The sequence below is a fragment of the Mesorhizobium sp. CNPSo 4671 genome, from assembly GCF_057784245.1.
Genome location: NZ_JBWLUW010000003.1, coordinates 66,810 through 86,277 on the forward strand (window position 1 = coordinate 66,810; position 19,468 = coordinate 86,277).

Here is a 19,468-nt window from a genome sequence, read left to right on the forward strand (position 1 = left end):
CAGATTACGCGGTCAGGGCTTCTGGCTGTTCGAAAAGCGCATGTAGCTCGCAGACCGGCATTGGACGGCCAAACAACCAGCCTTGGACATCCGTGCAGCCATTCTCCCTGACCAGCCTGTACTGGTCCTCGGTCTCGACGCCTTCGGCGGTTGTGGTCATGCCGAGCGTGGTGCCGAGTTCGGCGACGGCCTTGACGATTGCCCGGCTTTCGCTGCTCTCGCACATCAGGCTGACGAAGCTGCGGTCGATCTTGATGCGGTTGAACGGGAACGATCTGAGATAGCTCAGCGAGGAATAGCCGGTGCCGAAATCGTCCATGGCTATGGAGATGCCGAGGTCGCGCAGGCTGTGCAGCGTGTTTAGCGTGTTTTCGTTGTTCGCCAGCAGCACCGATTCGGTGATCTCCAGCTCGAGCCGCGACGGCAGCAGCTCCGACGCCGCGAGCGCCGAGGCGACCTGAAGCGACAGCCCCTGTTGTTTGAACTGGGCCGGCGAGAGATTGACCGCGACCTTGACGGGCAGGGGCCATTTCGCGGCGTCGGTACAGGCACGCCGCAGGATCCACTCGCCAAGCGCATCGATGACGCCCGTCTCCTCGGCCAGTTGGATGAACTCCGACGGCGGCAGCAGGCCGAGGCGCGGATGGTTCCATCGCACCAGCGCTTCGAAGCCTGTGAGTTGCGAGGTCTTTGCGTCGTGCAGCGGTTGATAATGCAGGACGAACTGTTCTTTCTTCACGCCGAGCGCCAGTTCGGATTCGAGTTGGCGCCGCTCCTGCAGTCTCGCGTCCATTCCTGGCTCGAACGACCTGCAGGTCCCGCGGCCTTCCATCTTGGCCTTGTACAAGGCGAGGTCGGCGTTGCGGATAAGGGTTTCCGAATTTTGCCCGTCGTCGGGGAAGACGGCGATGCCTATGCTGCCGCCGATGTTGATCTTGTGACCCTGGATGGAGAATTCGTCGGACAGGGCATGAATGACGCGGCTTGCCAGCCCGCCGGCCTCGTCGTTGCCGTCGAGCAGGAGCTGAAGGATGACGAACTCGTCCCCGCCAATTCTCGCCACCATGGCGGTTTCGCCGGCATGGTGTTTCAACCGCTTCGCCACCGCACCAAGCAACTCGTCGCCGACCGGATGGCCGAGCGTGTCGTTGACCGGTTTGAAACGATCGAGATCGACGCAATGGACAGCCAGCTTCTCGCTGTCCCTGAGGCTTCTCAAGGCCTCGTCCATCGTTTCTGCCAAGAGGCCTCGGTTGGGCAGGCCGGTGAGAATGTCATGCGTGGCCAGGTGCTGGATCTCGGCGGTGCGTTCCTCGACCCGCCGCTCCAGGGTCTCGGCAGCCTCGACCTGCATCGTCATCGTCCGCCCGATCGCATACCAGCAGGCCAGCGCCAACAGCGTGACCACCGCGACCGCTGCATAGCCGGCCAGCTCGAATTGACGCACGGACTGGACGTCCAGATTGCTGTCGAACCGACTGTTGGGAAAACCGGCCCAGAGACGCCATGCGCTCCTGGGATCGTTGAGCGAGAGCGGGATGACTTCGGAATAGATCAGATTGGGGTCGGCTGCGGTGAAGGCATGGGAGTCCGCCGCCAGGGCCGTCGACATCTTGTGCTGGTCGGATTCGAAACCGTAGCCTGAATTGACGATGACATAGTCGCTGCTCGGCAACAGTTTGCGCAGCGCCGAGGTGAGCATGATCGCCGAGACGGAGCCGCGCAGGCTGCCATCCCCGCCGAAGACCGGGACGGAAAGGATGAAGCCTGAGCGATCGGCGTCATTGCCGGTATGGATGAAATCGGTGTTGTCGCAGGTGATGAGCTCCTTCGTGCCGATAATGGGCACATTCAACCCGTCAATGGCGCTCGAATTCGGATAGTTCGTCTTCAGCCAGGCGAGCTGTTTGGCCAGTTCGTGGTATTCATAGGTCTCGATCTCCTCGGCAGGGCGGACCAGGGCATTCTGGTCCAATTTTCCGGGCTTCGCGTCGGCGGAGGCCTCGGATCTCGCCTTGGCATTCACGATCAGCTGGTCGAATTGGAGGATCGGCTCCTCGAGCTTGCCGGTCACCGCATCGAAGCGGTCCGGGTTGAAATCCAGCGGCAAGAAGTAAACCTCGGAAATGGAGACGTTGTTGGCGAGGTTGTTGTAGATCTGCTGGATTGTCGCGCGGCCTTCGTCGCCCAGATTGGTGCCGTGCCGGTCGAGGTTTTGGACGCTGGGCAGATAGGTCAAGGTCCGGACATTTTCATAGACGGCCCGCAAGGCGTCTTCGACGGTCTTGGCCGTTGCCCTGGAGGCTGCCTGGGAATTCTCGAGATAGCGTTCCTTGGCCAGCGCGAAGTTTCGCTGGGCATCGATATGCAACGCCGCCAGCGTCGCCGCGCCGGTCAACAGGATCACTACAGATCCGGCCGCTCGCCTGAATGCGTTCATCTGTATCCCACCCTCGAGTGGCAAGGGATATCGTATCGCGGTTTAGGAAGCGCTAATGGGATATGTCTTTCTTTACTGTTTCCAAGCCTTGGCGCGCAGCAAATCTGGAAAGCTCGAGACCCCATTTTTCGCGGACGGTCGAGCCGGGAATGGGCAGGGCGCTAGGGGTTCAGTTCGCTGGCACTGTCTGCTGGTCGGCGTCGGTGAGCGTGCCGAGAAACGCGACGATGTCGTCGATCTCGGCGTCGTCGAGCGCCGGTTTGTCGCCGGGCTTTTTGCCGTTGAAGGGCGGATCCCGATTCAAGTTCGGCCAGTAAGCCTTTGGCAGATCGTCATATTTCTTGACCGTGCCGTCGGCATTCCTGGGGTACCAGTGGCCGGGGTCGGTATCGCGGCTGGCGTAGAAGGCGATGGCGTCGCGCAGTGTGTGGAAGATGCCGTTGTGGAAGAAGCTGTTGCGCAGCGCGACGTTGCGCAGGGTCGGCGTCTTGAACAGGCCGCAATATTCGGTCCGCCCCTTGAAGTCGGTGCGCAGCGGGCCGCAGAGGCCGAGATCGACATAGGCCGGATCGGCATTGGCGGGAATCGCCGCGTTGCGTGGCACGGCGATGGCGATCAGGCCGAAATCGGTGAACTGCGGCGGCTCGCCGTCATTGGCGGGTTCGCTGAGATGGCAGCTGGCGCAATTGCCCTTGGTCTCGTCCTCGAACAGCGCACGGCCGCGCAGTTGCTGCGCCGTGAGTTCAGCCTTGCCGGCGAGGAAGGCGTCGTAGCGGCTGGAGTAGGGATAGAAGTCGGGCGCGCTCTGCTCGAAGGTGCCGAGCGCTTCGGCGGCGGCGTCGAAGGCGTCACCCGGATGGTCGAACACGTCGTCGCCGAAGGCCGCCTTGAACGCGTCGGCATAGGCCGCCTTGCGCAACGCGGCGGTGACGGCGGCTTCATCCTTGTTGGCCATCTCGAAGGGCGAGAGCAGGGGGATCTTCGCCTGGTCCTTGCCATGGTCGGCGCGGCCGTCCCAGGTCAGGCCGCCGGTCGGTCCGTTGTCGACGCTCTCGTCGCCCTCGTCCTCGGAATCGTAAAAATGCTCGGTGAAGGCGGGCGCCGCCTGCAGATAGCGCAGCGAGGGCACGGCGCGCACGCCCGGCCGGTCGAGGTTCGGGCCGCCCATCTCCACCGGCGAGGCCGAGGCCGGGCCGAAGGCGTGGTGCGGGTCATGGCAGGACGAGCAGGCCTGTTTGCCCGAGGCGGAAAGCGCCGGGTCGAAGAACATTTTCTTGCCAAGCGCGGTCAGCGCCTCGGCGCGCGCGTAGGCCTGCGCGCGCGACATCGGGCCGGGGTGGACGCCATCCGGTATCGCCGTGTTTGCCGGTGCGGCTAAGCTTACCATCGATGCCGCTGCGATCATTGCCGCCCGGTTCTTCCATCGTCCCGTTGCCATGCCTGCAGTCCGTTTTCGATCCCGCAACTAAGTATCCTGTGCAACGGATTCATGACCCAGCCCGGCGTTCACGAAACCGTGTTCGATGGGCCGGCAAATGTCACAAAGGTGACAAGGCACGGACGTAGCTCCATCCGTGCGTTTTCGTTGCCGATGCGTGTCGTCCTCAAGCCATCCCCCAGCCACGAGGCATCTTCATGACCAGGTCCCTTCTCTCCCTTTGCCTCGCCTCCACGGCCCTGGCATCGCTCGCCTCCGCTGCCAACGCCGCCCCTCCCGGCTACGACAAGATCGACACCGTCGTCGTCATCTATGCCGAGAACCGCAGCTTCGATAATCTCTATGGCGGCTTCCCCGGCGCCAATGGGCTGGCCAATGTCTCGGCCGATCTGGCGCGCCAGCTCGACCGCGACGGCAAGCCGCTTGCCGAACTGCCGCCGGCCTGGGGCGGACTGACCGCCAAGGGCGTGACGCCCGTGGTGACCGAGGCGCAGTCGGCGCATCTTGCCAATGCCAGCTTCGCCATCGACGACGCCAGCGGCTTCAACGAGAAGACCTCCGTCATCACGCGCGACCTCTGGCATCGCTTCTACCAGGAGCAGATGCAGATCGACGGCGGCAAGAATGACAAGTTTGCCGCCTGGGCCGATTCCGGCGGGCTGGTGATGGGCCATTATGACGGCTCCGGCCTGCCGATGTGGGCGGTGGCGAAGAAATACGTGCTGGCCGACAATTTCTTCCAGGGTGCCTTTGGCGGCTCCTTTCTCAACCACATCATGCTCGCCTGCGCCTGCGCGCCGGTCTATCCGCATGCCGACACCAGCCCGGTGAAGGGCCAGATCGCCGTCGTCGAGGCCGATGGCAAGACGCTGAAGGTCGCCGACAATTCGCCGGCCTCGGCACTTGGCGGTGCACCGAAATTTGTCAACGACGGCGCCATCACGCCCGACTTCTACGCCGTCAACACCATGCAGCCGCCCTATCAGCCGAGCGCCAACAAACCGGTCGAGGGCGGCGACAAGGCGCTGGCCGACCCGACGCAGCCGACGACGCTGCCGCCGCAACACGACATCACCATCGGCGACCTCATGTCTCTGAAGGGGATCGACTGGGCCTGGTATGCCGGCGCCTGGCAGGCAACGCTCGACGGCAAGAACGCGACGCCGGTGCCGAACTTCCAGTTCCACCACCAGCCGTTCAACTATTTCGCCGCCTATGCGCCGGGCACCGCCGCGCGCACCGCGCATCTCAGGGATGGCGGCCTGGACGGCACCGAGTTCATCAAGGCGATCGACGACGGCAAACTGCCTTCTGTCAGCTTCTACAAGCCGCAAGGCAATCTCAACGAGCACAGCGGCTACGCCGACGTGACATCGGGCGACCAGCATCTGGCCGACCTCGTCGCGCATCTGGAGAAGAGCCCGCAATGGAGCCACATGCTGGTGGTCGTCACCTATGACGAGAATGGCGGGTACTGGGACCACGTCGCGCCGCCGAGGGCCGACCGCTGGGGACCGGGCAACCGCATCCCGACCTTCATCATCTCGCCCTATGCGAAAATGGGCACGGTCGACCACACGCAATATGACACGACGTCGATCCTGCGCTTCATCACCGCGCGCTACGACCTGCCGGTGCTCTCCGGCATCGTCGCCCGCGACAAGGCGCTCGCCGCCAATGGCGAGCCGCCGATGGGGGATCTGAGCGCGGCGCTTGATCTCAGCCGGTAGGCTTGGGCCGCTAACCGCCTGATCTGCGGATCAGCTCGCGGCCGATCGGCTTCGGCTTTTCGCTGCGCAGCACCAGTGCCGTGGTGACCGCGCCATGGCGCGCCACGGCGTCGACGATGGTTTCAAGGTGGGCGGGCGAGGGCACGACCACTTTCAGGATGAAGCAGTCCTCGCCGGTCAGCCGGTGCACTTCGGTGATCTCGGGCATTTCGGCGAACTGTTTCAGGCAGGGGCGGATGTGCTCATGCGTGGTGCGCATGCGGATGATGGCCATCATGCCGAGGCCCAGCGCCACCGGATCGATCACCGCGGTGTAGCCGGCGATGATGCCGCGCTCCTCCAGCCGTTTCACGCGCTCGGAGGTCGCCGGCTGCGACAGGCCGACCCGCCGGCCAAGCTCCGATATGCCGATGCGGCCGTTCTCCTGCATGGCCTCGACAATGGCGATGTCGGTCGGGTCGAGCGGCGCGCGCTCATCGCTATTCTTCATGGTCACCTTGAATCCATCGGCAAGGACGTGATTTTTCCGATCGTTTCCCATTCTCGATGCCAGTGCAAGACGCCACCATGCCTATCAATCGATAGGAGCAAGGCGACATGACGCATTTCATCATCCTGCCGGGTAGCGGCGGTTCGGGTCCGGCGCATTGGCAATCGCTCTGGGAAGGCGCCGATCCGGCGATGCGGCGCTTCCAGCCCACAAGCTGGGACCTGCCCGATTTCAGCGACTGGCTGGCGGCGCTGGAGGCTGCCGTGATCGCGGCGCCGGAGCCGCCGGTGCTGGTCGCGCACAGCCTGTCCTGCCTGCTGATCGCGCATTGGCAGAAGATTTCGCAAAGGCCGGTCAAGGCTGCCTTGCTGGTCGCCGTTCCCGATCCAGCGTCGGCGGTCTTTCCCGGATATGGCATGGCTTTCGCCGGAATTCCGCAGGGCAAGCTGCGCTTTGCCTCGCTGGTGGTGACCAGCACCAACGACCCTTATGGCTCGCAGGAGTATGCGCAGGCGCGGGCGACGCAATGGGGCAGCCGCCTGGCCGTGATCGGACCGTTCGGCCACATCAATGCCGATAGCGGCCTGGGTGACTGGCCTGAAGGTTTGGCGCTGCTCGACGGGCTGGTGTCCGAAGCTTGAAGGCGCTCAGCCGCCGTTGACCAAAGCGAGGACAAGCTTCTGCAGATTGCCACCCTTGCCGAACTCGACGCGGTCGAAATCCCGGCTGCCCTGTATCCTCGCCTTCGAGATCGCGTCGAGCCGACGGACCACCTCGGCCCTGGTCTTGCTGCATTTGGGATCGTCGGCGACGGTCAGCCCGTCTGTCGCGGCTTCGATGTCATGCACCATTTTTATCATGCTGGCGCCATGCACCTTCTCATGGGCGCTGACGCCGGCGATGAACACCTCCCAGTTCTTCTGGACGGCCGGCGGCAGCGGCGCGGAAGGACTTGGCAAGGTGTAGGTGATGATCAATTTCGGCTTCCCCGCCGTCAGCACGCAATCCTTGCCCCTGGGCTTGTAGTCCCTGACGCCCCAGGTCAGCTTGAAGTTGGTGTAGGCGATGGCGCGGGCGATACCGACATTCGGTCCGTTCTCGCCGATTGACCGATAGAGCTCCAGCCCGGACTGGCCCGAAATGGCGTAGGTCTCGACCTTCTCGACCGGCTTCCACTGCGCATGGGCAGCCACGGGCAAAGTAACCAGGGCCGCCATCAAAACGCACAGACGAACGCATGCTCTCAACACCGCTCTCTCCAAACCCGGACCACGCGACCTTGCCGCAACGGCCAATGTCACGGGATCGCTTTTCCTATATGCTGCCGACGGGTGCTGCAATTGTCGGAGGGGAAGTCATGAAAGTTCGCTATCTCGTCGTCGCCGGGGCCGTGGCAGTATTGCAGGCCGCGCAGCCGGCCTTTGCCGCATCGTGCAGCGGCTGGACCGCCAAGATGGAGGAAGACGAGGGCGGCAGCGTGCTGACCGCCTCGGTCTGCGGCGGGCCGAAGGGCGACGCGTATCTGATGCTGGCCTGCTTCGACAAACCGGTGCTGAGCTACGATCTGGGTTCCAGCGGCCAGCAGACGGAGCCCGGCATCAGCGGCGCTTTCGACTTCAAGGCCGACGGCAAGACCGTGACCAAGACGCTGCAGCTGGAGGAAATGTACGGTTATTTCACGGTGGATTTGGAGAAAGCCGATCCGCTGCTCGACCTGCTGCGTTCGAAGGGGGATGTGTCGGTCAGTTCGGCCAAATATGGCGCGGTCAGCTTTCCGCTGAAGGGCTCGAGCGGGGCGATCGGCAAGGTGCTGGCGCAGTGTGGCAAGGCAAAGCCGGCGGGGGATGGGGATTGAGGGGCGACACACACGCCTTCGTCATCCTAGGGCGGAGCAAGGAGCGCAGCGACGCGGCGCAGACCCTAGGATCCATGCCGTGAAGTCTGCCGGAAAATGCAGCGGAACCAGGATGTTATCCCGATGCATTGCAGTTGTTCTACGGCACGGGTGGTAGTGCTTTATCCTGATCCGCTTTGGATCGTCATAGGCGTCGCGGCATGGATCCTAGGGTCTCCGCGACGGAGCTGCGCCCCTGCTTCGCCCTAGGATGACGAAGGGAGGGGATGCTGTTGCAGCACCCCGCCCAACCTCACCATCGCCGCCCTCAACTCCTCATCCGAAAACCCGGAAAACCCGAGCACCAGCCCGTGCGTCGGCCTCCCGTCGATGAACATCGCGGACAGTGCCCGGGCGCCAACGCCCACCGCCTTTGCCGCCTCGACAATGGCTGTGTCCGGTCCGCCGCCCCTCAGCATCGCCATCAGATGCAGCCCCTGTTCGGGCACCGTCACATCGAGCCTGTTGCCGCAATGCGCCTCGAGGCCCGAGACCAGCACGTCGCGCGCGGCTTGTACCCGGCGGCGCACGCGCCTGAGATGGGCGGCGAAATGGCCTTCGTTCAAAAGATCGGTCAGCGCGCCTTCGGCCAGTGTCGAGGGGTAACGGTCGGAGCGCGCCCGGACCGCCATGACGGCGTCGAGCAGCGGTTCCGGCACCACGACATAGCCGATGCGCAGACCGGGAAAGAGCACCTTGGAGAAGGTGCCGAGATAGGCAACGCGGTTGGCGCCATCCATGCCCTGCAGCGAGGTCAGCGGCGGACCGGCATAGCGGAACTCGCTGTCGTAATCGTCCTCGATGATCCAGGCATCGTTGCGCCGCGCCCAGTCGAGCAGGGCGAGGCGCCGGCGCATCGTCATCGTCACGCCGAGCGGATATTGGTGCGAGGGCGTGACATAGGCCGCGCGTGCTCTTGGGCACAGACGCTCGCCGATTTCGGGATCGAGCCCCTCGGCGTCGACCGGCACGGCGATAATCCCGGCGCCGCTGCCGGCCAGCACGGCGTGCGCCATGGGATAACAGGGATTTTCGATCCACACGGCGTCACCGGGGCGCAGTGCTGCGCGCGTCAGCAGGTCGAGCCCTTGCTGCGTGCCCGAGGTCAGCACGATCTGGCCGGCGTCGCAACGCACGCCGCGCGCGGTCCTGAGATAGGTGGCAATCGCGGTGCGCAGCGGAAGGCCGCCGCGCGGATCGCCATAGCGGAAATGTTCGGGGCCGGGGCGGGCGAGGTGACGCGACAGCAGGATGCGGAACAAATTGAGCGTGCGCGGGTCGGACACCGCGACGCCAAGGCCGCAAGGCAGCGAGGTGGCGGCATCGATCTCGGGCGGGCGCGCCTTGGCCAGCGTTGTCGGCAGATGTGGCACGTCGGGCGCGACGAAGGTGCCGGCGCCGACCTTGGCGACAGCAAAGCCTTCCGAGATCAGCATTTCGAAACAGGCGACGGCCGCCGAGCGCGACAGGCCGAAGCGTCGCGCAAGGTCGCGTGTGGTCGGCAGCTTGGCGCCGGCGGCCAGCGCGCCGGTCTCGATCAGCCGCCTGAGCGCCGCGTAAAGCTCGCGGCTGCGCGGGCCGTCGCCGGGCAGAACCGGGATCAGCGCCGACCAATCCGGCATATTGGTCTGATTTTTATCCATTGGATTGGTCCTTTTATCGACCAATGTCATGGCGCATGGTTGCCAGACAACAACCGAGGACGCAAGCCGTGAACGACGTCGCCGCCAGCTTTCCGACCACCAGCCGCAACCGGGTCAAGCGCCTGCATGAGCGCGGCAGCTACGACCATGCGGCCGTCTTCGCGGTGCTGGATGCCGGGCTGCTCTGCCACGTCGCCTACACGTTCGACGGCCAGCCCTATTGCACGCCGACCATCCACTGGCGCGAGGGCGACATGCTCTACTGGCACGGCTCGTCCGCCAGCCGCATGCTGCGCCAGCTGCGCGGCGGCACGCCTGCCTGCCTCACCGTGTCGCATCTCGACGGGCTGGTGCTGGCGCGCACCGGCTTCAACCATTCCGCCAACTACCGCTCGGCCATGTGTTTCGGCACGGCACGGATCGTCGACGAGCCGGAGGAGAAGATGAAGGCGCTGGCCGGCGTCGTCGACCGCTTCTACCCCGGCCGCAGCGAGACCTTGCGGCCGATCTCGGCGCAGGAGGCCAAGGCGACGACGGTGATCGGCATGCGCATCGAGGAGGCGTCGGCCAAGGTGCGCGCCAAGGGCGTTGCCGACGACGAGGAGGATTACGTCCATCCGGTCTGGGCCGGCGTCATCCCGGTGCGGACAGTGATTGGCGCGGCCGAGCCGTGCCCGAGGCTGCTGCCCGGCATCGAGCGGCCGGAGAACCTGGCTGGATATGCCGAGGGTGAGAGGCTGGACGCGGCGTTGATGCAGGCGCAGCGGGTTTATGAGGGCGAGGTGTAGCTGGCGCCTCTCCTTCTCCCCTTGTGGGAGAAGGTGGCCTCGCGAAGCGAGGTCGGATGAGGGGTGCTCCAGGGAATACAGACGTCTCACTCCGCTGGAACACCCCTCAACCGTCTCGGCGCTGCGCGCCGATCCACCTTCTCCCACAAGGGGAGAAGGGAGAGCGCACCCTTGCCGCTGCCGGCGCAGCAGGATCGGTATTGACAAGCTGCCCGCCCGCTCTGTTCTGTCGCGTCCATGATTTACGACCGTTCCCAGCTCGAAGACGCGTTCCGGGCAGAATCCCGGCTCAAATTCCTGTTCTTCTGGGGACATCAGCCCTCCAAGGACGGCAGCATCACCGCGTCCTGTTTCAGCCAATGGTGGCCAGCCCCCTTTGTCGTGGCTGGCCGCAGCTATCCGACCGCCGAACATTGGATGATGGGCGAGAAGGCCCGCTGTTCGGCGATGACGAGACCGCGGCGCAGATCCTGCGGGCAGGAAGCCCCAAGCAGGCGAAGCAGTTTGGCCGGCAGGTGCGCGGTTTCGACGAATCCAGATGGGACGCCGAAGCGGCGCATCGTCGGCGAGGGGAGTTTTGAGAAATTCCGGCAGAATGCCGCCCTTCGCGCATATCTGCTTTCGACCGGCGAGCAGGTCCTGGTCGAGGCGAGCCCCGTCGACCGTGTGTGGGGCATCGGACTGGCCGCCGACGACAAGAAAGCGGCGAACCCGCTTTTGTGGCGCGGCGAGAACCTGCTGGGGTTTGCGCTGATGCAGGCACGGGACCGGCTGCGTTGAAGCTGGCTCCCGCCAGCTACGGTGCATTTCCAGCGAAGGGCCTGAAGGCTCTGGTGAAGGGCAACCCGTTGAATGTGTGGGTGCAGCAGGAACAGGATGGTTCCATATCCTCGACCCGCAAGTCAGGATCGACGCGCGCAAGGCGGTTGTCATCGTCGACATAGAGGCCGCTATAGTAGGAACTTTCGCCCACCCTGATGAACGGCTTCCTTTCGGCCTCACTGCGCGCGACCATCCAGAAGATCGGATCGGCGCGGTCCAGGCGTGCCACCGCCTCGCTGTGGACCGCCGCCCAATCGTCGCCGAGATGCGACAGCAGGAATTTGAACAGCGGCGTGTAATCCAGACCACGTTGGTGCCCGCCATGCATCGAACCCCGGTTGGTCCGGTCTTCCCGGCCTGTGTTTCGCGACCATCTGTACTCGCCGCCACGGTCATGAAGAACCAGGCGGGTTCGGGTGTTCACTTTGCGGTAGAGCGGTTCCCTGGCATGCATGCCGGCCCTCTTGCGAGATGGTGGGACGGGCATGATTGCAGCCGATCGCCTCCGGCTCAAGAGGCACCTTGCCCCGGCTGGCGCCTCGCGCTATCCCGGCACCATGATCACCTTCCGCAAGGCGCAAGCCGCCGACCTGCCTGCCATCGTCACCATGCTGGCCGACGATCCGCTGGGCGCCGCCCGTGAGGATGCGTCCTTGCCGCTCGCGCAAGGCTATCTCGATGCCTTCGACGCCATCGATGCCGATCCCAACCAACTGCTTGCGGTGGCCGTGGATGGGGCCGAGGTGATCGGCACGTTGCAGATCACCTTCCTTGCCGGGCTGTCGCGCAAGGGCGCATGGCGCGGGCAGATCGAGGCGGTGCGGGTCGCCGGCCACCGGCGCTCGGGCGGCATCGGCCGGCTGATGTTCGCATGGGCGATCGGAGAATGCCGGGCGCGCGGCTGCAGTCTTGTCCAGCTGACCACCGACAAGGGGCGGGCGGACGCGCACCGCTTCTATGACAGGCTCGGCTTCACCGGCAGCCATATTGGTTACAAGAAAACCTTGTAGGCGTTCCGCCCCGGCAGCGACTGGCGTATAGCGGAAGGCTTTCAGGCACTATTCAAATTGCCTGACAAAGCGGATATAGGTCAGCTACATTGACCTATATGAAAATCGTCCGGGGAGGCGTGACTTGACCCTTATGAACCTCTTGGCTTCGCGCTCGTCGCGCATGAAGGCCTCCGAAATCCGCGAACTGCTGAAGCTGCTCGACCAGCCGGACATCATCTCGTTTGCCGGCGGCATCCCCGATCCGGCGCTGTTTCCGGCCGAGGCGATCCGCGATGCCTATGCCGAGGTGCTGGGCGGCGCGGAGGCGGGGGCGGCACTGCAGTACCAGGTCTCGGAAGGCTATTTGCCGCTGCGGCGCTGGATTGCCGGGCAGATGGGCAAGCTCGGTATTGCCTGCGACGAGGCCAACATTTTCATCACCTCCGGCTCGCAGCAGGCGCTGGATTATCTCGGCAAGCTGTTCCTGTCGCCCAATGACACCGCGCTGGTGACATGGCCGACCTATCTCGGCGCGCTGCAGGCCTTCAATGCCTATGAGCCGCGCTATGACCGGCTGCGGCCCGAAGGCGGCAACATGACGCCCGACGCCTATCGCGCGGCGGCAGCGGCGAATGGCGGCAAGGTCAAGTTCGCCTATCTGGTGCCTGACTTCGCCAACCCGACCGGCAACACGCTGGACAAAAAACAGCGCGAGGCGGTGCTCGATCTTGCCGGCGAACTCGACATCGCGGTCATCGAGGACGCCGCCTATCGGGCGCTGCGTTACGATGGCGAGGGCGTGCCGCCGATCCTGGCGCTCGATTGCGCGCGTTCCGGCGGCATCGACAAGGCGCGCACGCTCTATTGCGGCTCGTTCTCGAAAATCCTGTCGCCGGGCATGCGCGTCGGCTGGGTCTGCGCGCCGCGCCATGTGGTGGAAAAGCTGGTGCTGATGAAGCAGGCTTCCGATTTGCACAGCCCGTCGATCAATCAGCTGGTCATGCACCGCGTCGCCGAAGCCGTGTTCGACGGCCAGGTCGAAAAACTCATCGGCGCCTACCGCGAACGCCGCGACGGCCTACTTGGCGCGCTCGAAGCCCACATGCCGGAGGGCGTGAGCTGGAGCCGCCCGGAAGGCGGCATGTTCGTCTGGGCGACGCTGCCGGAAGGGGCGGATGCCACCGAGCTCCTGGCACGGTCGGTGAAGGAGGCCCGCGTCGCCTTCGTGCCCGGCAACGCTTTTTACGCCGACGGCACCGGGCGCAACACGCTGCGGCTGTCCTTCACGCTCGCCGACCGCCGCGCGGTGACCGAGGGCATTCCACGGCTGGCGGTGCTGCTGAAGCGGTAAGGCGGATCATGGAAGGCGCTATGCCTTCACAGCGACCAAGTGCTTGAGGATCGCAAGCCTGGTGCGCGCCAGTTTGCGGAGCGGCTTTTCAAAGCCTTCCTCGCCGGTCTCGACGACGAAGACCAATGTCATGAAGTCGAGCATGAACTCGTCGATTGCGGCGGTGACTGCCTGCGACTTGCCCTTGAAGCGTCGCAGCAAGGCGGTTGCCTCCTCGACATCGTCGACACCGGCGCTGTCGACCAGCGCCTCCAGCCTCTGAAAACAATCCAATCGTGGTTCCTCCCGCCGCGCCACGAAACTCCGGTTTGATCGAAAAGTTCCCGTCGGGAGAATTTCTCCTGAAAAGAATCCTGGATGGAACCTCTTTGGCTGACAGGTGTTCCCTGGGTGTCTGATCCCCGCAGACATTTGAAGGCCTTTTTGATTCAGGCTCTCCAGAGCCCGCCGGTTTCCCCTCTTCGGCGGGCTTTTCCTTTGCAACATGGACCGAAGGATGGTCCCCCGACGGGATTTCGCCGACGGCACCGGAAGGGCCGCCTGTCAGTAGGCTGCGCGTGCCTGCATTGACGACGCACTGTGCGAATTTACATTCGGGCCGTTGCGAGGAGGAATTTTCATGGAAACCCAGGAACTGCATCGCGGCCGGCTCATCGACCACATCCAGCTGGTGGTGAGGGATCTCGTCGCCAGCCGGCGTTTTTACGAGGCGGTCTTCCAGGTGCTCGGCGTGCCGATCGGTGGGACCGGCGAGGATTATTTTTGGTCCGACGAGCTGTTCATCTCCAGCGCCGATAGCCGGGCAGCCCTGGGAAAGCTTACCGGCCGTCACCATCTGGCCTTCCAGGCGAAGGACCATGCGATGGTCGATGCCTTCTACAAGGCCGGGCTGGCGGCCGGCGGCACGGACAATGGCGCGCCGGGCGAGCGGCCCTATCATCCCGGCTATTACGCCGCCTTCCTGCTCGACCCCGACGGCAACAACATCGAGGCCGTCCATCACGGCGCACACACGCGCAGTACTGCTTCGGTGAAGATCACCTTCTAGGGACTTTCATGGAATTCAGCCGCGCTCGCCATCCGGCGGCGTTTTCCGCGCGCCCTGACCCAACGGCGTGCGGGATTGATGGCGCCCCTGTCGTTGCCAGATTGCTGGCCTCAATGCTAACCGTGCAAAGACGGCGGTAACCGGCGTCCAAGCAAGGTACGCGGCAAATTATTGTCGGACAGAGGCATCCTTTCCCCATCGTGGAGAAATATATTTCATGCAAAATTCGACCAAGGCAATCTGTTCTGCCACGCTTTTACTTATGAGCGGAGCCATCTTGCCGACAAGCATATTATCAGTTTCTTATATTTCATCGGCGCGGGCTCAGGAGGAATATCTTCCGACCGAGAAGGACTTTGTTGGCAAATGGACGCTCAGTGGCTCAGCCATCCGGCCACCGCGCGATATGAAGGATGCGCCGACGCCCGAACAGGAAGCGGCCGCCGCCGAATTCCAGCAGACGGTGACCGCGTTCTACGGCGCGTTCGACTATCTCGAGATCTCGGCGGACGGCCGTTACAATTTCCATCAGCCGGGCGACCCGACTTCGGGGGCCTGCGTCTGGTGCGGAACCTGGTCCTTCAGCAAAAGCTCGCTGTGGCTCAAGCTCGATACGGCGCCCAGGCTCGACATCTACGCCAAGGACGGCGATATCCAGATGACCTACACCGCCGAGCCTGACGAGAAATCGAAATACGCCTGGCTGGTCTTCGGCTGGACGAAGGCCGAGTAGGCGGTGGCGCGTCACTCACCGGAGCGGATTTCGAAACAGACCATAAGCGACTTTTCATCAATCTCGTATTCTCGTATACGAGAATACGAGATTGATGAAAGCAGCCCGAGAAACTCCATGAACCCGTTGCCTGAAACCGTGCCTTTTTTCAGCCAGTGGGAAACGCCAGACATGACGCTGGCCGTGCTTGCCGATGGCGCCGAGGCAGCACTCAGGCGCGATCCTCTGTGGCAAGGGTCGGGCGCGGAGAGCCTCGACGAATATGCGGTCTGGGCCGCCAACATCTGTGGCATGGCATGCCTGAAGATGATCCTGGCGACGCGCGGCGAGATCGTGCCGCCGATCGAACTGGCCAGACGCTGCACTGGATATGGCGGCTATGTCGTCAATGAAGGCTCGATCAAGGGGCTGATCTACGCGCCCTTCGTCACCTTCGTGAAGACGGAATTCGGCCTGGGGGCGCAGGTGATGACCAATGTCGCGACTGCCGACATTCCGGCGATCCTGCGGTGGTTGCGCTTCTTCATCGCTTCGGTCAGCAGTGCGATCCGCTGGCCCGAGCGCGAGCCGCCGTCGAAGGGCGGCCATCTGGTGCTGGTGACGGCGGCTTCGGACGAGGGTTTCCGCTTTCACAACCCATCCGGCCATACCAGCGCCACACAGGCCAACGCAGTGTTGTCGCCAGCCGATTTCGATCGTTTCTTTGCCAATCGCGGCATTGCCGTCACCATTTGATTTCGAGGGGTTTCAATGACTGGAAAGACAAGGGTCGCCATCCTCTATGGCGGGCGCTCGGCCGAGCATGACGTGTCGCGCCTGTCGGCGGCCAATGTGCTGAAGGCGATCGACCGGAGGCGCTACGAGGTGGTGCCGGTCGCCATTTCCAGGGACGGCAGATGGCTGCTGCAGCCTTCATCCGAGGCTGGCGCCGACGAGGCAGGGGCTGCGGTGTCGGAAGATGGCGTGGAAGTCGCCCTGCTGCCCGGCGGCAAGGGCCGGCTGGTAGCGGTGTCGCAGGGCGGCGCGCAGCTTGACCCTGTCGATGTCGTCTTTCCCGTGCTGCACGGGCCGTTCGGCGAGGACGGTTCGGTGCAGGGCTATGCCGAGGTTGCCGACGTCGCCTATGTCGGCTGTGGCATCCTGGCTTCCGCCGCCGCCATGGACAAGGACGTCGCCAAGCGGCTGCTGCGCGAGGCGGGGCTGGGCGTCGCCCGCTCGGTCACCGTGCTGAGAGGCGATGTCGGTTCGTTCCAGGAGATTGCCGGGGCGCTTGGGCTGCCTTTCTTCGCCAAGCCGGCGCGCCAGGGTTCGTCCTTCGGGGTGAGCAAGGTGCATGACAGGGACGGCTTCGAGCAGGCCGTCGAAACGGCTTTGAGCTATGACAGCAAGGCGCTGATCGAAGAGTTCGTCGACGGCCGCGAGATCGAGTGTTCGGTGCTGGAGCGGGCCGACGGTTCGCTGACGGTGTCGCTGCCGGGCGAGATCATTCCCGCCGGCAAGCATGGTTTCTACACCTACGAGGCCAAATATCTCGACGCTGACGGCGCGCTGGTCAAGGTGCCCGCCGATGTCCCGGCCGATGTCGCCGACAAGGCCAAGGAGATGGCGGCGCGGGCTTTCCGGGCGCTCGGCTGCGAGGCCATGGCGCGCGTCGACTTCTTCCTGCGCGCCGACGGTTCGCTGCTGGTCAACGAGGTCAACACGCTGCCCGGCTTCACCGACATCTCCATGTACGCCAAGGCGCTGGCGGCGGCCGGCATCGGCTACAGCACGGTGATCGACGTGCTGATCGAGCACGCGCTGGCGAGATATGCGGCGCGCTGAGCCACCCTGCGCAGCGTCACGCCAAGCCTGCCGCCGGCCGTGAAAGGTGAATTCCGACGGCCGGCCAAAGTCTTTCTCTCCATTGCCTCGGGCCGCAGGGAACATACTGACCCGCCCGGAATTGAAGGGTAGCCAGCGGAATGCCGGCGAAGGTTGCACGCCGGCTCAATATATCGGACCATGGCCGTCGGCAGGGGGAGACATCAACGAGTGGCCAATCGTCGAAACGGGACGGCGTCTCCAGCGCATGGGCTGGATGACATTCTTGCGGCCGCCGCGCCCCACCCGCGAACCTCGTTGCCCAATGTGGCGACCACCGTCACGACGGTGGCGGCGCTGTATTTCGGGCGTGAGGTTTTCCTGCCGATCGCCATCGCGCTGCTTTTGACCTTCGCGCTGGCGCCCTTGGTTGCGGCGCTCAAACGGATCGGCATTCCCCGGATCGCCGCCGTCATCGCCAGCGTGCTCGGCGCTTTCGCGGCACTGGCCCTGTTCAGCTTCATCGTCGCCACGCAGGTCAGCGAGCTGGCGCAGAACATTCCAGTCTATCAGACCAATATCCTGGCCAAGATCCGCTCGCTCAAGGAAACCGGCGTCGGGGGCGGGATCATCGCCCGGTTGAGCAACGTGGTCGAGCGTGTCGGCCAGGAGATCGACAAGCAGGACGCCACGCTCCCGGCCGCTACGCCGGACAAGCCGCCGCGCGAGCCGGTACCGGTCGAGATCGTTGCACGTGAAAGGCCGCTCGAAGTCCTGCAGAACATCGTCGGCCCGCTGATCAGTCCGCTCGGATCGGCGGGGCTGATCATCGTCGTCGTCATCTTCATGCTGCTCGAGCGCGAGGATCTGCGCGACCGCTTCATCCGGCTTGTCGGCTATGGCGACCTTCACCGCACCACCGAGGCGCTTCGCGATGCGGGAAAAAGGGTCGGCCGCTATCTCTTGATGCAAATGGTCGTCAACATCGTTTACGCCATACCGATCGCGATCGGGCTGTGGATCCTCGGCATTCCCAATGCCCTGCTGTGGGGACTGCTGGCGCTGGCGCTGCGTTTCGTTCCCTATATCGGCCCCGTCATAGGCGCGCTGCTGCCGTTGTTCCTGGCGCTGGCCGTGGCGCCCGGCTGGGAGCTCGTCGCGTGGACGGCCGCCCTGTTCGTGGTGATGGAGCTGGTCACCGGCAATGTCGTCGAACCCTGGCTCTACGGGTCGCGGACCGGGCTGTCGCCGCTGGCGATCATCGTCGCGGCGATCTTCTGGACCTGGCTGTGGGGGCCGCTCGGACTGGTGCTGTCGACGCCGCTCACCGTCTGCTTGGTGGTGCTGGGCAGGCACGTGCCGCAGTTCGAGTTCCTCGACGTGCTGTTCGGCAACGAGCCGGTGCTCGAACCGCATGCGCGCCTCTACCAGCGGCTGTTGGCTGGCGATCCGGACGAAGCCACCGACCATGCCGAGGAGATGCTCGAGGAGAAATATCTGGTCGAGTTCTACGACAAGGTTGCCATTCCGGCTCTTCTCCTGGGCGAGCGGGACCGTATGCGCGGCGTCATGGGCGACCAGCAGAGACGGCAAGTGGCGGCCAGCACGCTCGCGCTGGTGGCCAATCTCGAAGACGATGCGAAGGAGGAAGCGGGTGAGGACGAAAGCCCGCACATCTCCGGGGAGGCGGGCGAGCCCGGCGATGCCGCCGGCGAGGATGTGGCCGACCTGCCCGACGGCACCGGTATGTCGGTGCTTTGCGCCGGCGGGCGAGGGGAACTCGACGATGCCGCCGCGGCGATGCTGGCGCAGGTGCTCGAAGTCCAGGGTGCGACCGCGTCGACGGCGGGCTTTGCCGACATGGAACCCGCCAGCATCCGCCGCCTCGAGCTCGAAACCATCGACACGGTGGTGGTCGGCTTCCTCAACCGCGATTCCGTCAAGCACGCCCGCTTCCTGGTTCGCCGGCTGAAGCGGGCGAAGGCAGCACTTCGGGTGGGCATCGTGTTCTGGTCGGAGACCGGCAACGACGACAAGGAAGCGGCGGCCAAACTGGCGCAGGACATCAACGCCGATTTCGTCGCCCACGGCATGGTCGACGCCGTCACGGGCGCGCTGTCGACCGAGCCGCCGGTGGCATTGAAGCTAGTCGCCAAGCGGCGCCGGCCACGCGCCGCTCCAAGGAAGACGCTGGCCGCGGCGGCGAGCTAGGCGCAAAAGCCAATCACTGACCTGGTCGCCGGTAAAAGCGCTCATGACGAGCTTGGCGCCGCATCCCGGTCGTCGGCGCCAGCGG

At 64.4% G+C, this 19,468-nt stretch carries 19 protein-coding genes; 12 read left to right on the plus strand and 7 right to left on the minus strand.

What is annotated here, in order from left to right; genetic code table 11:
- Positions 1-4: 4 nt before the first annotated feature.
- Both AC04SF_RS08500 and AC04SF_RS08505 read right to left on the minus strand, forming a co-directional pair.
- On the minus strand, positions 5-2,440 hold the full coding sequence (locus tag AC04SF_RS08500) for a putative bifunctional diguanylate cyclase/phosphodiesterase (RefSeq protein ID WP_488477412.1): 2,436 nt from the start codon (positions 2,438-2,440) through the stop codon (positions 5-7).
- Between the two features lie 169 nt (positions 2,441-2,609).
- Positions 2,610-3,845 (minus strand): cytochrome-c peroxidase, encoded by a 1,236-nt coding sequence (locus AC04SF_RS08505; protein WP_488477972.1) that lies wholly within the window; start codon positions 3,843-3,845, stop codon positions 2,610-2,612.
- A gap of 230 nt (positions 3,846-4,075) precedes the next feature.
- On the opposite strand from AC04SF_RS08505, the gene AC04SF_RS08510 reads away from it, so the two are divergent.
- A complete protein-coding gene (locus tag AC04SF_RS08510; RefSeq protein WP_488477413.1) occupies positions 4,076-5,608 on the plus strand; it encodes an acid phosphatase in 1,533 nt (510 codons plus the stop codon).
- 10 nt (positions 5,609-5,618) lie between these two features.
- Here the strand turns inward: AC04SF_RS08510 and AC04SF_RS08515 are convergent, their stop codons facing one another.
- Positions 5,619-6,098 carry an Lrp/AsnC family transcriptional regulator gene (locus AC04SF_RS08515; protein ID WP_488477414.1) on the minus strand — a complete coding sequence of 160 codons (480 nt, stop codon included), beginning with the start codon at positions 6,096-6,098 and terminating at the stop codon, positions 5,619-5,621.
- Positions 6,099-6,205: 107 nt separating this feature from the next.
- Between AC04SF_RS08515 and AC04SF_RS08520 the strand changes: the two genes are divergently transcribed.
- A complete protein-coding gene (locus AC04SF_RS08520) occupies positions 6,206-6,739 on the plus strand; it encodes an RBBP9/YdeN family alpha/beta hydrolase (RefSeq protein ID WP_488477415.1) in 534 nt (177 codons plus the stop codon).
- 6 nt (positions 6,740-6,745) lie between these two features.
- Here AC04SF_RS08520 and AC04SF_RS08525 read toward each other — a convergent pair whose 3' ends face one another.
- Positions 6,746-7,315 carry a DUF922 domain-containing Zn-dependent protease gene (locus AC04SF_RS08525; protein WP_488477416.1) on the minus strand — a complete coding sequence of 190 codons (570 nt, stop codon included), beginning with the start codon at positions 7,313-7,315 and terminating at the stop codon, positions 6,746-6,748.
- Positions 7,316-7,455: 140 nt separating this feature from the next.
- Here AC04SF_RS08525 and AC04SF_RS08530 point away from each other — a divergent pair, with 140 nt between their 5' ends.
- Entirely contained in the window at positions 7,456-7,953 is a 498-nt protein-coding gene (locus tag AC04SF_RS08530; RefSeq protein WP_488477417.1) for a hypothetical protein, read from the plus strand.
- A 245-nt stretch (positions 7,954-8,198) separates the two neighbouring features.
- Here AC04SF_RS08530 and pdxR read toward each other — a convergent pair whose 3' ends face one another.
- Positions 8,199-9,635 carry a MocR-like pyridoxine biosynthesis transcription factor PdxR gene (gene pdxR, locus AC04SF_RS08535; RefSeq protein ID WP_488477418.1) on the minus strand — a complete coding sequence of 479 codons (1,437 nt, stop codon included), beginning with the start codon at positions 9,633-9,635 and terminating at the stop codon, positions 8,199-8,201.
- Positions 9,636-9,670: 35 nt separating this feature from the next.
- Here pdxR and AC04SF_RS08540 point away from each other — a divergent pair, with 35 nt between their 5' ends.
- Complete coding sequence (locus AC04SF_RS08540) at positions 9,671-10,423, plus strand: pyridoxamine 5'-phosphate oxidase family protein (RefSeq protein ID WP_488477419.1); 753 nt, start codon at positions 9,671-9,673, stop codon at positions 10,421-10,423.
- A 237-nt stretch (positions 10,424-10,660) separates the two neighbouring features.
- Positions 10,661-11,203, plus strand: a complete 543-nt coding sequence (ybiA, locus tag AC04SF_RS08545; protein ID WP_488477420.1) for a riboflavin biosynthesis intermediates N-glycosidase — start codon at positions 10,661-10,663, stop codon at positions 11,201-11,203.
- 16 nt (positions 11,204-11,219) lie between these two features.
- Here the strand turns inward: ybiA and AC04SF_RS08550 are convergent, their stop codons facing one another.
- Positions 11,220-11,699 (minus strand): hypothetical protein, encoded by a 480-nt coding sequence (locus AC04SF_RS08550; RefSeq protein ID WP_488477421.1) that lies wholly within the window; start codon positions 11,697-11,699, stop codon positions 11,220-11,222.
- Between the two features lie 103 nt (positions 11,700-11,802).
- Here AC04SF_RS08550 and AC04SF_RS08555 point away from each other — a divergent pair, with 103 nt between their 5' ends.
- Together AC04SF_RS08555 and AC04SF_RS08560 are read left to right on the plus strand one after the other, a co-directional pair.
- Positions 11,803-12,255, plus strand: a complete 453-nt coding sequence (locus AC04SF_RS08555) for a GNAT family N-acetyltransferase (RefSeq protein ID WP_488477973.1) — start codon at positions 11,803-11,805, stop codon at positions 12,253-12,255.
- A 133-nt stretch (positions 12,256-12,388) separates the two neighbouring features.
- Positions 12,389-13,588, plus strand: coding sequence for an aminotransferase-like domain-containing protein (locus AC04SF_RS08560; protein ID WP_488477974.1), 1,200 nt, complete (start codon positions 12,389-12,391; stop codon positions 13,586-13,588).
- An 18-nt stretch (positions 13,589-13,606) separates the two neighbouring features.
- Here the strand turns inward: AC04SF_RS08560 and AC04SF_RS08565 are convergent, their stop codons facing one another.
- A complete protein-coding gene (locus AC04SF_RS08565; RefSeq protein WP_488477422.1) occupies positions 13,607-13,861 on the minus strand; it encodes a hypothetical protein in 255 nt (84 codons plus the stop codon).
- Between the two features lie 346 nt (positions 13,862-14,207).
- On the opposite strand from AC04SF_RS08565, the gene AC04SF_RS08570 reads away from it, so the two are divergent.
- From AC04SF_RS08570 to AC04SF_RS08590, 5 genes are all read left to right on the plus strand, one after another.
- The gene (locus tag AC04SF_RS08570) at positions 14,208-14,636 is read left to right on the plus strand and encodes a VOC family protein (RefSeq protein WP_488477423.1); all 429 of its coding nucleotides are present in this window, start codon (positions 14,208-14,210) and stop codon (positions 14,634-14,636) included.
- A gap of 217 nt (positions 14,637-14,853) precedes the next feature.
- On the plus strand, positions 14,854-15,369 hold the full coding sequence (locus tag AC04SF_RS08575) for a hypothetical protein (protein ID WP_488477424.1): 516 nt from the start codon (positions 14,854-14,856) through the stop codon (positions 15,367-15,369).
- A 117-nt stretch (positions 15,370-15,486) separates the two neighbouring features.
- Positions 15,487-16,104 (plus strand): cysteine peptidase family C39 domain-containing protein, encoded by a 618-nt coding sequence (locus tag AC04SF_RS08580; RefSeq protein WP_488477425.1) that lies wholly within the window; start codon positions 15,487-15,489, stop codon positions 16,102-16,104.
- A 15-nt stretch (positions 16,105-16,119) separates the two neighbouring features.
- The gene (locus tag AC04SF_RS08585) at positions 16,120-17,193 is read left to right on the plus strand and encodes a D-alanine--D-alanine ligase family protein (protein WP_488477426.1); all 1,074 of its coding nucleotides are present in this window, start codon (positions 16,120-16,122) and stop codon (positions 17,191-17,193) included.
- A 180-nt stretch (positions 17,194-17,373) separates the two neighbouring features.
- Positions 17,374-19,383 (plus strand): AI-2E family transporter, encoded by a 2,010-nt coding sequence (locus AC04SF_RS08590; protein ID WP_488477427.1) that lies wholly within the window; start codon positions 17,374-17,376, stop codon positions 19,381-19,383.
- Positions 19,384-19,468: the final 85 nt, after the last annotated feature.